Here is a 12,658-nt window from a genome sequence, read left to right as displayed (position 1 = left end):
TGAATTCCCTTTAGGCAACGCCTGATTTTAGAGGGACAAAATGCACCGCCTCCAACAGGGTTTGGCGCACCCCCTGCGGGGTCTTGTCCAGCACCAACAACGCCTGCCCGCCGCCGCCAGGTCCTGACGTTACCACTGGCGCCACCAGGCGCCCGCCCACGGCCAATTGGTCCACCCAGGCTTGGGGCACCGCTTCACCGCCCGCGGCGGCAATGATGGCCGCATAGGGCGCGCCCTTGGCATAGCCCGCCATGCCATCGCCAAACAGCAAATGCGCATTGGCCAGGCGCAGGTGGCGCAGGTTCTCGCGTGCCTTCTCGTGCAGGCCGCGCAAGCGCTCGATGCTGTACACCTCGTCCGCCACCAGGCTCAGCACGGCGGCCTGGTAGCCGCAGCCCGTGCCAATCTCCAGCACCCGGCCCAATCGGCCCGTGGCGCCGTTGCGCAGCAGCTCGATCATGCGCGACACAACACCGGGTTTGGAAATCGTTTGCCCCAGCCCAATCGGCAGGCTGGTGTCTTCGTAGGCCTGGTTCACCAGCGCGCTGTCTACAAAGCGGTGGCGCTCTATCGCCCCCATGGCACCCAGCACCAGGCGGTCGGTCACGCCCTGGCCAGCCAGCTTTTGCACCATGCGCTGGCGCACGGCCTGCGAATCCATGCCGTGGCCTTGGGGCGCCTGCGGCGCCGGACTGGGTTTGGCACGCGCCACAGGTGCCACCGCGGCTTTGGCAGGCATGGAGGCAGACACCGTATTCAGAACCGGCTTGGCCACAGGCGTCGCGCCGGTGGCCACCGCCCCATGCGGGTTGGGCCGTGTCTTCGCCAGCGTGGCGTCCAGCCGGGCGGGGAACGAGGGGCGTTGCTTCATACCGCCACAGGTGGAGCCGCCAGCCGGGACGCGGTCTGCGCCCAGTAGCCGAGGTTGTCGTGGTCGGTCAGGTCCACCTTCAGCGGCGTGATGGCCACATGGCCCTGCGCCGTGGCGTGGAAGTCGGTGCCCTCAGCATCGTCCTTCACCGGGCCGGCCGCGCCAATCCAGTACATGGTTTCGCCACGCGGGCTTTGCTGCTGGATCACTTTTTCGGCGGCATGGCGCTTGCCAAGGCGGCACAGCTTCGCACTGCCAATCTGGTCAAAGGGCAGGTTGGGAATATTCACGTTCAGCAGCCAGGGCGTGGGGGTGATCAGCTGCTGCTGTTGCATGGAAAGCACCAGTTCGCGTGCCTTTTGCGCGGCAGAAGCCAGCTCCACCCAGTCCTTCTCCACCTGCGAAAACGCAATAGCCGGGATGCCAAACAAAAAACCCTCCATGGCCGCGCCTACGGTGCCAGAGTAAATCGTGTCATCACCCATGTTGGCGCCGTTGTTGATGCCGGACACCACCAGATCGGGCCGGTAATCCAGCAAGCCACTGAGTGCAATGTGCACGCAATCCGCCGGGGTGCCGTTCACATAGCGAAAACCATTGGCCGCGCGGTGCACATACAGCGGCGAATGCAGGGTCAGTGCGTTCGATTTGGCGCTGTTGTTTTGCTCGGGGGCAATCACCTCGACCTCGGCAATGTCTTTGAGCGCCTCATACAGCGCCACGATACCGGGGGCCTGGTAGCCGTCGTCGTTGGAAATCAGGATTTTCATATTCAAAGGGAGTGTGCGGCCATTGTAGGGTGGGGGTGGTGCGCAGGTCGCCCGAGAGACATTTTCCCCAGGGGGTGGGGCCTATCATTTGCCAACTTTTTTGGAGACACCCCCATGCACGCCTGGCTTTGTGAAACCCCCACCGGCATTGACGCCCTGACCTGGAAAGAGCTGCCCATGCCACAGCCCAAAGCCGGTGAGGTGCTGCTGGAGATCAAGGCCGCCAGTCTGAATTTTCCCGACATCCTCATCGTGCAAAACAAATACCAGATGAAACCCGCCCTGCCCTTTGTGCCGGGCTCGGAATACGCCGGCATTGTGGAGGCCGTGGGCGAAGGTGTGACGCACCTGAAGGTTGGGCAACCGGTGGCCTGCCTCAGCGGCACTGGCGGCTTTGGCACGCACACCATTGCACCCGCCGCGCTGTGCATGCCACTGCCCCCCGGTTTTCCTATGGTGGATGCTGCGGCTTTCATCATGATCTACGCCACCTCCTACCACGCGCTGGTGGACCGTGCACAACTCAAGGCGGGCGAAACGGTGCTGGTGTTGGGCGCTGCAGGCGGCGTGGGCACCTCGGCCATCCAGATCGCCAAGGCCATGGGCGCACGCGTGATTGCGGCCGCTTCTACGCAAGAAAAATGTGATCTCTGCAAATCGATTGGCGCAGATGCCACGATCAACTACAGCACCGAGAACTTGCGTGAAGCACTGAAGGCGCTGACCGACGGCAAAGGCCCGGATGTGATTTACGACCCCGTGGGTGGCGACTTTGCCGAGCCAGCCTTCCGCTCCATTGCTTGGCGAGGCCGCTACTTGGTGGTGGGCTTTGCGTCCGGTCCCATTCCCGCGCTGCCCTTCAACCTGGCGCTGCTCAAGGGCGCCAGCATTGTCGGTGTGTTCTGGGGCGACTTTGCGAAGAAGGAACCCAAGGCCAACGCGGCCATGATGGGCGAACTGGCCCAGTGGTATGGCCAGGGCAAGATCAAACCGGTGATTGACCGCACCATGCCCATGGCCGAACTCAAGGCCGCCTACGCCCACATGGGCTCACGCGGCGTGATGGGCAAACTGGTGATGGTGAACTAGGCCACGCACATCACAGCGCGTCAAAGATTCCAGAGATTGGCGTCTTTGCGTGCCAGCTGCGGGTAAATCGCGTCGTGGTCATTCGACAGTTCATGAATAGCCATCAACACGTCTGCGGGAAACCCGGCGCGCGGCCGCTCACTGGTGTCGTGCTGCAACTCGTGCATCAGCGCCACAAACTCCGGGTGTCCCCAGAACAGCTTGATCTTCTTCCCGATGTTCGGAAAGGCCGCATCAATCGTCTTGAAATAGACGCTGTCTTCAACCATTTTTATTGCTCCGTCCAACGACCTGTTTCAGACGGGTGCGCGGATGCACGCTACCAGCCCAGGTTCAGCATAGGAACTTTAGGCCAGTGCCAAAGTTCCATCAACCCGGCAAATACCTCGAATTTCGGGCCATAAACCCTGTTTACAGCCCTGCAAGCGCGCAGAAAAAAACCCTGCATTCTTGCGAATGCAGGGTTTTTCATATTTTGGGGTGGCTGATGGGGCTCGAACCCACGACAACAGGAATCACAATCCTGGACTCTACCAACTGAGCTACAGCCACCGTAAGCGCATGATTATAACCCGATAAAAAGGGCTTATTCCGCAACCACCGGTGCAGATCCCATCCGTGCCGGCGTCGGCACCTTGATTTGCACCTTGAAACGGTCTTTCAGGGTCTGGTAGTACGCCTGGCTCTCGGCATTGGCCATCCACTGGGCATATTGGTTGCGCTCTTGCTTGGCCACGGCATCGTTCACCGGGTTGCGCGGCAGCACCTTATTGACCTTGACCACCGCATAGCCCTGGGCACCCAGGTCCACACCCACCAGCGCAGGCAGCTTGGCAGGGTCAGCACGCAGCGCGGCGTCGAGCAAAGTGCCTTGCACCGGCTGGCCAGGCTCGCGCGACACAGTCACCGCCGCGGGGAAGCTGGCGCTGGCCGGCGTGGCTTGCCAGGCAGCCAACTTGTCGGCGCCTTCTTTCTTTGCCAGTTCTTGCGAACGGCTCGCCACCAGACGCTCGCGCACCTGGGCGCGCACCTCGGCCAGAGGCAAGGTGCGTGCGGGGCTGTAGCTCACCACACGGGCGGCAGTCAGCTGGCTGGAGCCGGTTTCAATGGCTTCGGTGTTGCGCTTCTTCTCCACCGAATCGGGGCTAAAGACGGCAGCCAACAGCTTGGGGTTGGCCAGTACGCCAGTGGCGCCCTTGGCGGGAGTGCGTTGCACATTGGCAGCGGTCTTGACTTCCAGCTTCAAGCGTTCGGCGATGGGCTTCAGGCTGTCCGACTGCTCGTACACACCGTTGGTAAACGACTCGGCCACTTCGGCAAATTTGCGCTGGGCTTGTTGCACGCGCAGTTCGCTCTCAAGTCCCGCGCGCAGCTCCTCAAAGCTGGGTTGCTTGGGCGCTTTCACATCGGTAAGTTTGATGATGTGAAAACCAAAGTCGGACTCCACCAGATCGCTGATGTCACCCTTCTTCATGGCGAACACGGCTTCTTCAAACGGTTTGACCATCGCACCACGGGCAAAGAAGTCCAGATCGCCACCGCGAGGGGCCGAGCCCACATCCTGCGAGTTCTTCTTGGCCAGGTCAGCAAAGGTGGTGGGCGCCTTGCGCGCCTGCTCCAGCAATGCCTGGGCCTTTTCCTTGGCCTTTTGGCGTTCGGCCTCAGGCATGGTCTTGGGCGCGTTGATCAGGATGTGGCTGGCACGACGCTCTTCCTTGCTGCTCAGGCGACCAGCATTCTGTTCGTAGTAAGACTTGAGGTCTGCCTCGTTCACCGTCACCGTCTTCTTGATGGCATCTACGTCCAGCACCACGTATTCGATGTTGGCGGATTCGGTGGACTGGAACAACGGCGCATTGGCCTGGTAGAACACCTCGATATCTGCATCTGACGGATTGACCTTGCTGGCAAAGTCAGCGGGGGCAAAGCGGGCGATCTGCACTTCACGGCGCTCAAAGAAGGCATTGAGCGCCAAGTCGGCCACGGCGTTGGCGGAGAACGCGGTGGACGAGATACCGGACTCGACCTGCATGAGGGTCAGGTCACTGCGCACACGGGCCTCCAGGCCCTCGGGCGTCATGCCCTGGCTGGCGGCCAGCTGGCGGTAGCGTTCAATGTCCATGGTGCCATCCGGCTTGCGCAGACCGGCAATCGTGGGGTTCTGCTGGAGCTCACGGGCCAGGCGCGCATCCGAGGTGGTGAAGTGCGCATCTTTCACGGCAGCGGCCATTACGCGCTCGCGCACCAGGCGCTCCAGCGTGGCGTAGCGGGCCTGCGGAGAGTCCAGCAGTTTGGGATCCACATTCGGCACCGAGGCACGCAGGCGATCGACTTCATTCTTGTGGGCGTAGTCCCACTCCTCCTGGGTCACCTTGGCACTGCCAATGGTGGCTACGGTGGCACCCCGGCTCATGCCCTTGTAACCATCCACACCCACCATGACAAACGCCAGGATGATGAGCAAGAACAAAGGTATGGCAATCACCTTGGTGTACTTGCGGACAAAATCGAACATGCGCTAACTCTCCATGAATACAACAAAAAAGGCGAACAATTGTGTTCGCCTTTGCTGGGTGTGGTGGTGGGTGATGACGGGCTCGAACCGCCGACATTCTGCGTGTAAGGCAGACGCTCTACCAACTGAGCTAATCACCCAAACGTAGACCTAATTTTAGTTCAGGGCATCTTTCAATGCTTTGCCTGGACGGAACTTTGGAACTTTGGCAGCCTTGATTTTAATCGCAGCGCCGGTACGTGGATTGCGACCCGTGCGAGCAGCACGTTTGCCCACTGCAAAAGTACCGAAACCTACCAGGGAAACAGTGCCGCCTTTTTTCAAGGTGGTTTTCACTGCACCAATGGTCGACTCCAGAGCGCGCGTAGCAGCGGCCTTGGAAATATCGGCATGTTTTGCAATGTGCTCAATCAGTTCAGTTTTATTCACAAAGACCCCTTGTACGGAAGCGAGTTAATCGATTGTCTCTTCAAAATTTTGTTGTACCGGATTGCCTTGGTGGTGGCATGTGATGAAACACGACCCAAAAACAAAACAGCTTTCAGCGGTAGCAGTGGTGACCGCTGCATTGCATTAAAGCCACGGGCTAATACCGTGTCAATATGCCGTGCAACATTGCGACAGCGCGGAGGCGAATTCTAGACGCAAATTTTTGGAAAACCGCCCGGCGGCGGGAAGTTTTTTCTGCAGGGCTGTACTGTCGCAAATGCAACAGGATGTGCTGAATACAGCGCACCGCTTCGGGGCGCAAGCTCGGCGTAAGGCTACTTGGTACGAGCCCGAATCTCCGGCAAGGCCTTCTGCAAGTAGTACACCATGGACCACACGGTGAGCACGGCCGCAGCCCAAATCAGCCACACACCCCAGAGGTGGGTGTTGATGATTCCAAATAGCAAACCGTCGAACAGCAGGAAGGGAATGGCCACCATTTGCACCACGGTCTTGACCTTGCCAATCATGTGCACGGCCACGCTGCGGGATGCACCAATCTGCGCCATCCACTCGCGCAAGGCGGAGATGGCGATCTCGCGGCCAATGATGATGAGGGCCACGAACACATCGGCGCGCTGCAGGTGCACCAGCACCAGCACACAGGCACACACCAAAAATTTATCGGCCACAGGGTCCAGGAAGGCACCGAACGATGAGGTCTGGTTGAGCTTGCGGGCCAGGTAGCCATCCAGCCAGTCCGTTGCCGCGAACACCACAAACATGATGGTGGCCACCAGGTTTCGCTCGTACGCCGACGCCATGGTGTCGGGCAGGTAGAAGACGCCCACGATGAGGGGAATCGCGAAAATTCGCGTCCAGGTCATGAGGGTGGGGATGGTCATAAACATGGCGGGATTGTGGCACGGCTAGTGCAGTGCACGGTAGATTTCATCGGCCAGTTCGCGCGATATTCCGTCCACCGTGGCAATGTCTTGTGCACTGGCCAGCGCCACGCCACGCACACCGCCAAAACGCTGCAAGAGTTTGGCGCGGCGCTTGGGGCCGATGCCCGGAATTTCTTCGAGCTTGCCGCCGCCGGTGCGCACCTTGGCGCGCGCGGCGCGCATGCCGGTGATGGCAAAGCGGTGCGCCTCGTCGCGAATCTGCGCCACCAGCATGAGCGCGGCGGAATCCGCGCCCAGGTACACCTTCTCGCGGCCATCGGCAAACACCAGCTCCTCCAGCCCCACCTTACGGCCCTCACCCTTCTCCACACCCACGATGAGCGACAGGTCCAGCCCCAGGCTCTCAAACACCTCACGCGCCATGGCCACCTGGCCCTTGCCGCCGTCCACCAACACCAGATCGGGCAGGCGTGCCGTGCCGCTGGGCGTGGTGCCCTGGTGTTTGGCTTCGCGCAACGCCTCGGCCAGTTTGCTGTAGCGGCGCGTCAGCACCTGGCGCATGGCCGCATAGTCGTCACCCCCGGTGATGCCTTCAATATTGAAGCGGCGGTATTCGCTGTTCTGCATCTTGTGGTGCTGGAACACCACGCACGACGCCTGCGTGGCCTCCCCCGCGGTGTGCGAGATGTCAAAGCATTCGATCCGCAGCGCGTCCAGATCGTCCAGCGCCAGGTCCAGTGCGTCGGCCAGCGCGCGCGTACGCGCCTGCTGCGAGCCTTCTTCGGCCAGTAGGCGGGCCAGCTGCAGCGCAGCATTGGTTTGTGCCATATCCAGCCAGGCGCGACGCTGTTCACGTGGCTGGTGCACGGCGGTAACCTTGATACCGGTTTGCTCAGACAGTGCCTGCAGCAACCCCTTGCTCACGGGCTCGCTGACCACCAGGGCGCCGGGCATGGGCACGTCGATATAGTGCTGCGACAGAAAAGCCTCCAGCACCTGGGCCTCGACCGACTTCTTTACCTCACTGTCATCGACCGCCTCGCCCATGACCGTGGCGTCTTCCACATGCACCGGGAAATAAGGCCGGTCGCCCAGATGGCGACCACCGCGCACCATGGCCAGGTTCACACAGGCCCGTCCGCCCTGCACCTTCACCGCCAGGATGTCCACGTCGCGGTCCGACACGTTGTCGACCGACTGCTGGTGCAGCACGTTCGACAATGCCGCCACCTGGTTGCGCAGCTCGGCAGCCTGTTCGAACTCCAGCTTGTCGGCGTGGGCCATCATGCGGGCCTCCAGGCCGCGCATCACATCCTGCGCCTCGCCGCGCAAGAAACGCTCGGCATTCGCCACGTCCTCCGCATAGTCGGCCGGGTTGATATGGCCCACGCAGGGCGCAGAACAACGCTTGATTTGGTACAGCAGGCAGGGCCGCGTGCGGTTGCTGAACACCGAGTCTTCGCAGGTGCGCAGGCGAAACACCTTTTGCATCAGCAGAATGGCTTCTTTCACCGCCCAGGCACTGGGGTAGGGCCCGAAGTAGCGGTGTTTTTTTTCCACGCCACCGCGGTAGTAAGACACGCGGGCAAACTCCACCGGCTGCGGGGGGCGCGGCTTGCCCGATGCATCGGACGGCGCCAGATTTTTCGGCACCGGCGGCGTGCCGGTCATCTTCAGGTAGGGGTAGCTCTTGTCGTCCCGAAACAGGATGTTGTATTTCGGGTTCAGGGTCTTGATGAGGTTGTTTTCCAGCAGCAGGGCCTCGGCCTCGGAGCGCACCACCGTGGTCTCCATGCGCACAATCTTGCTGACCATGTGGCCGATGCGCGTGCCGCCGTGGTCCTTCTGGAAATAGCTGCTGACCCGCTTCTTCAGGCTGATCGCCTTGCCCACGTACAGCAGCTGGTTGTCCGCATCAAAGTAGCGGTACACCCCAGGCAGCGACGGCAAGGCCGCCACCTCGCGCAACAGCGCGTCGGAATGGGTTTCTGCGGAGGGTGCTTCAGACATGGGACGCTATTGTGCTTGCTCCTTGAGCACGCTGGCACCGCATGGACAATAGCCGCCATGCAATGGGATATTTTCTGCAAGGTCATCGACAACTTTGGCGACATCGGCGTGTGTTGGCGCCTGTGTGCGGACCTGGTCCGCCGTGGCCACGCGGTGCGCCTGTGGGTGGACGACGCCAGCGCCCTGGCCTGGATGGCGCCAGGTGCGGCAGAAGGCCGCTGGCCCGGCGTGCAGGTGCGCGACTGGGCGGATGCGCAGAACCCGGCCATGCTGCAGCAGTTGCCGCCCGCAGACGTGTGGATTGAAGGTTTTGGTTGCGAGATTGCTCCTGAATTCATAGCTGCTCGCACAATGGATACGGGGGCTAACGGCCAAATACGCCATAAACCTCCGGTGTGGATCAACCTGGAGTACCTGTCAGCCGAGGCCTATGTAGAGCGCTGCCACGCCCTGCCCTCACCCGTGATGCAGGGCCCCGCCCAGGGCTGGACCAAGCATTTCTATTACCCCGGCTTCACGGAACGCACCGGCGGCCTGCTGCGCGAAGCGGACTATCTGGCACGACAGGCCGCGTTTGACGACAACGCACGCCAGGCTTGGTTGGCGCAGCGCGGCATTGCGTGGCAGGGCCAGCGCCTGGTATCGCTGTTTTGCTACGACCCGCCTGCACTGGCGGCGCTGCTGCAAGGTCTGGTAAACGGGGCCACGCCCACGCTGCTGCTAGTCACGCCGGGCCGGGCCCACCGTGCGGTGCAAACCATGTTGGCGCAGATGGATCTGCCCACCACCGGCGCGGGCGCACTCGCCCTGCACTGGCTGGAGCCGTCAACCCAACCCGAATTTGACGAGCTGCTGTGGGCCTGCGACCTGAACTTGGTGCGCGGGGAAGACTCCTTGGTGCGCGCCATCTGGGCCGGCAGGCCCTGGCTCTGGCAGATCTACCCGCAGGACGATGGGGCGCATGCCGACAAGCTGAACGCGCTGCTGGACCAGATGCAGGCCCCCGCCTCGCTGCGCGCGGCACAGCTGGCTTGGAACGACTTGAATGGCATGGCAGGGTCCAACCAGCCCACGCTGGATTGGGGCACCTTGCCCCTGGCGGAATGGTCGGCTGCTGCACACGATTGGCGCCACCGCCTGCTGCAAATGGACGACCTGACCAGCCAGCTCACCAATTTCGTGCAGAAAAAAAGATAAAATCCGAGGCTTAGCTGAATTTGCCGCCTGAGTTTTGGGGCAAGTCATGCCCCGCCGCAGACTGCGGCCTACAGTCGCACCACGCGACATTCGTTCCTGCAACCCTATGAAAATCGCTCAAGAAATCCGCGCCGGCAATGTGATCATGCACGGCAAAGACCCCATGGTCGTCCTGAAAACCGAATACAGCCGCGGCGGCCGCAACTCTGCCACCGTGCGCATGAAGCTCAAGAGCCTGATCGCCAACTTCGGTACCGAAGTCGTGTTCAAGGCCGACGACAAGATTGACCAGATCATTCTGGACAAGAAGGATTGCACCTACTCCTACTTCGCCGACCCCCTGTATGTCTGGATGGACGCGGACTACAACCAGTACGAAGTCGAATCCGAAAACATGGGCGACTCGCTGAACTACCTCGAAGACGGTATGACGGCCGAAGTGGTGTTCTACGAAGGCAAGGCCATCTCGGTGGAACTGCCCACCAGCGTGGAACGCGAAATCACCTGGACCGAGCCCGCCGTCAAGGGCGACACATCGGGCAAGGTTCTGAAGCCTGCCAAGATCGCCACCGGTTTCGAAATCGGTGTGCCAATCTTTGTGGCCCAAGGCGACAAGGTCGAAATCGACACCCGCACCGGCGAATACCGTAAACGCGTCTAACCCACGCCGCGAATAAAAAAGGCTCCTTCGGGAGCCTTTTTTATTGCCGCCAACGCAGCCTTAGCCATCTACCCGCACCGCGCGGTACAGGGCCCGCACCAGGTCCGACTGGGTGATGATGCCGACCAGCCGCGATTCAGTGTCGATGATAGGAATGTGGTGGTGGCCGCCTTCAGAGAACAGAGGCACCAGTTCCATCAGCGGGCGGTGCGCGCTGGCCACGCGCACCTGGCGCGTCATGATCTGGCCCACGGCCTCGGGCTTGTCGGCACTCACCTTGCCAGAGGGGCGGATAAAGTCCCGCAGGCGCTGACCCAGCCCGTCTGCTTGCGCCAGCCCCGCATGGCGCATAAAGTCGGCCACGGTGACGATGCCCACAATACGCCGCACCCGGTCTACCACCGGCAAAGCCTTCACACCATGCTGCTGAAGCAGCGCCCAGGCCTCGTGCAACGGCGTGCCAAACTGCACCGCCACCGGGCTTTGGGACATCACATCCGCGCACAGCAGGGCCCCCAGGTTGCGGCGGTAGGCGGCCATCTCGGCGTGCTGCAGCAGGTTCTCCAGGTCGTCGCGGCTCACATCCAGAATCTGGTTGTAGTGGGTCAGCGCAGCGTCCAGGTCACCGGGCGTAAACCGCCCCTGCGCACTGACCACCGGCCCCACCGCACGCCGCTGCACATGGGGATAGGGGCGGCCGGTGAGGCTGTTGTAGGCCACGCCGGCGGCAACCATCAGACCGCCATTCACCGCCAGCGGTACCCAGGCGATGTCCAGCCCTACCCAATGGCTCAGCACCGCCGACAAGGCCATGGCCCCGCCTGGGGGGTGCAAGCAACGCAGCCGCAGCATGACAAGGATGGCCAGCGGCACGGCCACAGACGCTGCCAGTACCGGGTTGTCGATCCAGCGCGCGCAGGCCACACCCACCAGCGCCGAAACACCGTTGCCGCCCAGCACGGCCCAGGGCTGCGCCAGCGGACTGGCGGGCACACCGAACACCAGCACCGCACTGGCCCCCATGGGCGCCAACATCCAGATACTGCCGGGATGCGTGCCCAGCAGCCAGTGGCTGAGCCACGCGGTGAGCCCCACACCCACCAGTGCGCCCAGCACCGAGCGCCAGCGTTCACGCGCGTCAATCATCACAGGCGCGGGCCAGAAGGCCTGCAGCCAATGCTGCAGACGCTCGCCCCAGGCCGGGGCTTCATTCGGTAGCGAAGTGGGATTCACAGGTTCTGGCGGCATGGGGTGGCGGGCACAAGAGGAGATGCAAATTATCAGCGCGCCAAACCGCCTTGAAATGGGACGACAATGCGCCCATGGAAAATACCCAAAACCTCAACGAAGCCCGCCTGGCCAACGCCTGGGCTGACCTGCAAGCCCACGCCGACCTGGGCAATATGCTGGAGGCCGATGCCTACCGACTGGCGTTTGCCGACCCCGAGTTTCTGCTGCGCCGCGAGACCCGTGGCATGCGCATCCAGTTGGAAATGCTCAAGCCCGATCTGGACCAGGCCGCGCAGGGTGTGGAGAACACCGTGGTGGTGTTTGGCAGTGCCCGCTTTCCCTCCCCCGAAGATGCCAGCGCCGCACTGAAGGCTGCCAAGGCCAGCGGCGATGCCAAGCAACTGGCACTGGCCGAGCGCCATGTGCGCAATGCCAAGCACTACGACAACGCCCGCCTGTTTGCCCGCCTGGTGGCCGGCTACAGCGCACGCAAGCCGCTGAAGGACCGCCTGTTCATTTGCACCGGCGGCGGCCCCGGCATCATGGAAGCGGCCAACCGGGGCGCGTTTGAAATGGGCGCACTCACGCCGGGCCTGAACATCGCCCTGCCCCACGAGCAAAAGGCCAACCCGTACGTCACACCGTCACTGAGCTTCAAGTTCCACTACTTCGCCACGCGCAAGATGCATTTCATGATGCGCGCCAAGGCGCTGGTGGCCTTCCCAGGCGGCTTTGGCACGCTGGACGAGCTGTTTGAAGTCATCACCCTGGTGCAAACCAAAAAGGCCAAGCCTGTGCCCATCGTGCTGTTTGGCACGGAGTATTGGAAGAAGCTGATCAACATGGATGTGCTGGTGGAGGAAGGCGCGGTCTCGCCCGAAGACCTGAACCTGTTCCACTACACCGACGACCCGCAGGAAGCCTGGGAAATCATCCGCACTTTCTACGACCTGCCGCTGTAGCGCGCGGCGCGGGCCG

12 protein-coding genes and 2 tRNA genes are annotated in these 12,658 nt (G+C 62.0%); 4 read left to right on the top strand and 10 right to left on the bottom strand.

What is annotated here, in order from left to right:
- Positions 1-10: 10 nt before the first annotated feature.
- Together AC097R_RS11255 and surE are read right to left on the bottom strand one after the other, a co-directional pair.
- A complete protein-coding gene (locus AC097R_RS11255; protein WP_479598202.1) occupies positions 11-871 on the bottom strand; it encodes a protein-L-isoaspartate(D-aspartate) O-methyltransferase in 861 nt (286 codons plus the stop codon).
- Entirely contained in the window at positions 868-1,641 is a 774-nt protein-coding gene (gene surE / locus AC097R_RS11250; RefSeq protein ID WP_479598201.1) for a 5'/3'-nucleotidase SurE, read from the bottom strand. Before surE ends, AC097R_RS11255 begins: the two co-directional genes overlap by 4 nt.
- Before the next feature lie 114 nt (positions 1,642-1,755).
- Between surE and AC097R_RS11245 the strand changes: the two genes are divergently transcribed.
- Positions 1,756-2,730 (top strand): NADPH:quinone oxidoreductase family protein, encoded by a 975-nt coding sequence (locus AC097R_RS11245; RefSeq protein ID WP_479598200.1) that lies wholly within the window; start codon positions 1,756-1,758, stop codon positions 2,728-2,730.
- Positions 2,731-2,750: 20 nt separating this feature from the next.
- Here AC097R_RS11245 and AC097R_RS11240 read toward each other — a convergent pair whose 3' ends face one another.
- From AC097R_RS11240 to uvrC, 7 genes are all read right to left on the bottom strand, one after another.
- Positions 2,751-2,999 carry a hypothetical protein gene (locus AC097R_RS11240; RefSeq protein ID WP_479598199.1) on the bottom strand — a complete coding sequence of 83 codons (249 nt, stop codon included), beginning with the start codon at positions 2,997-2,999 and terminating at the stop codon, positions 2,751-2,753.
- 207 nt (positions 3,000-3,206) lie between these two features.
- A tRNA-His gene (locus tag AC097R_RS11235) sits at positions 3,207-3,282 on the bottom strand.
- Between the two features lie 34 nt (positions 3,283-3,316).
- On the bottom strand, positions 3,317-5,245 hold the full coding sequence (locus tag AC097R_RS11230; protein ID WP_479598198.1) for a SurA N-terminal domain-containing protein: 1,929 nt from the start codon (positions 5,243-5,245) through the stop codon (positions 3,317-3,319).
- A gap of 64 nt (positions 5,246-5,309) precedes the next feature.
- Positions 5,310-5,385 (bottom strand) — tRNA-Val (locus AC097R_RS11225).
- 16 nt (positions 5,386-5,401) lie between these two features.
- Complete coding sequence (locus tag AC097R_RS11220) at positions 5,402-5,674, bottom strand: HU family DNA-binding protein (protein WP_066709320.1); 273 nt, start codon at positions 5,672-5,674, stop codon at positions 5,402-5,404.
- A 335-nt stretch (positions 5,675-6,009) separates the two neighbouring features.
- Positions 6,010-6,585, bottom strand: coding sequence for a CDP-diacylglycerol--glycerol-3-phosphate 3-phosphatidyltransferase (gene pgsA / locus AC097R_RS11215; RefSeq protein ID WP_479598197.1), 576 nt, complete (start codon positions 6,583-6,585; stop codon positions 6,010-6,012).
- A gap of 18 nt (positions 6,586-6,603) precedes the next feature.
- The gene (uvrC, locus tag AC097R_RS11210; RefSeq protein WP_479598196.1) at positions 6,604-8,592 is read right to left on the bottom strand and encodes an excinuclease ABC subunit UvrC; all 1,989 of its coding nucleotides are present in this window, start codon (positions 8,590-8,592) and stop codon (positions 6,604-6,606) included.
- A gap of 57 nt (positions 8,593-8,649) precedes the next feature.
- Between uvrC and earP the strand changes: the two genes are divergently transcribed.
- Positions 8,650-9,789 carry an elongation factor P maturation arginine rhamnosyltransferase EarP gene (earP, locus tag AC097R_RS11205; protein ID WP_479598195.1) on the top strand — a complete coding sequence of 380 codons (1,140 nt, stop codon included), beginning with the start codon at positions 8,650-8,652 and terminating at the stop codon, positions 9,787-9,789.
- 106 nt (positions 9,790-9,895) lie between these two features.
- Positions 9,896-10,450, top strand: coding sequence for an elongation factor P (efp, locus tag AC097R_RS11200; RefSeq protein ID WP_105260659.1), 555 nt, complete (start codon positions 9,896-9,898; stop codon positions 10,448-10,450).
- Between the two features lie 60 nt (positions 10,451-10,510).
- Here efp and AC097R_RS11195 read toward each other — a convergent pair whose 3' ends face one another.
- Positions 10,511-11,698 (bottom strand): HPP family protein, encoded by a 1,188-nt coding sequence (locus AC097R_RS11195; RefSeq protein WP_479598194.1) that lies wholly within the window; start codon positions 11,696-11,698, stop codon positions 10,511-10,513.
- Positions 11,699-11,772: 74 nt separating this feature from the next.
- Between AC097R_RS11195 and AC097R_RS11190 the strand changes: the two genes are divergently transcribed.
- Positions 11,773-12,642 (top strand): LOG family protein, encoded by an 870-nt coding sequence (locus AC097R_RS11190; protein WP_479598193.1) that lies wholly within the window; start codon positions 11,773-11,775, stop codon positions 12,640-12,642.
- The last annotated feature ends 16 nt before the right edge of the window (positions 12,643-12,658 follow it).

The sequence above is a fragment of the Rhodoferax sp. ZS1R25 genome, assembly GCF_056521335.1.
This window is presented reverse-complemented; position numbering and strand designations above follow the sequence as displayed.

Coding starts and splice junctions, on each gene's coding strand:
- AC097R_RS11255 (WP_479598202.1), bottom strand. CDS start 871: ATGAAGCAACGCCCCTCGTTCCCCGCCCGGCTGGACGCCACGCTGGCG.
- surE (WP_479598201.1), bottom strand. CDS start 1,641: ATGAAAATCCTGATTTCCAACGACGACGGCTACCAGGCCCCCGGTATC.
- AC097R_RS11245 (WP_479598200.1), top strand. CDS start 1,756: ATGCACGCCTGGCTTTGTGAAACCCCCACCGGCATTGACGCCCTGACC.
- AC097R_RS11240 (WP_479598199.1), bottom strand. CDS start 2,999: ATGGTTGAAGACAGCGTCTATTTCAAGACGATTGATGCGGCCTTTCCG.
- AC097R_RS11230 (WP_479598198.1), bottom strand. CDS start 5,245: ATGTTCGATTTTGTCCGCAAGTACACCAAGGTGATTGCCATACCTTTG.
- pgsA (WP_479598197.1), bottom strand. CDS start 6,585: ATGTTTATGACCATCCCCACCCTCATGACCTGGACGCGAATTTTCGCG.
- uvrC (WP_479598196.1), bottom strand. CDS start 8,592: ATGTCTGAAGCACCCTCCGCAGAAACCCATTCCGACGCGCTGTTGCGC.
- earP (WP_479598195.1), top strand. CDS start 8,650: ATGCAATGGGATATTTTCTGCAAGGTCATCGACAACTTTGGCGACATC.
- efp (WP_105260659.1), top strand. CDS start 9,896: ATGAAAATCGCTCAAGAAATCCGCGCCGGCAATGTGATCATGCACGGC.
- AC097R_RS11195 (WP_479598194.1), bottom strand. CDS start 11,698: ATGCCGCCAGAACCTGTGAATCCCACTTCGCTACCGAATGAAGCCCCG.
- AC097R_RS11190 (WP_479598193.1), top strand. CDS start 11,773: ATGGAAAATACCCAAAACCTCAACGAAGCCCGCCTGGCCAACGCCTGG.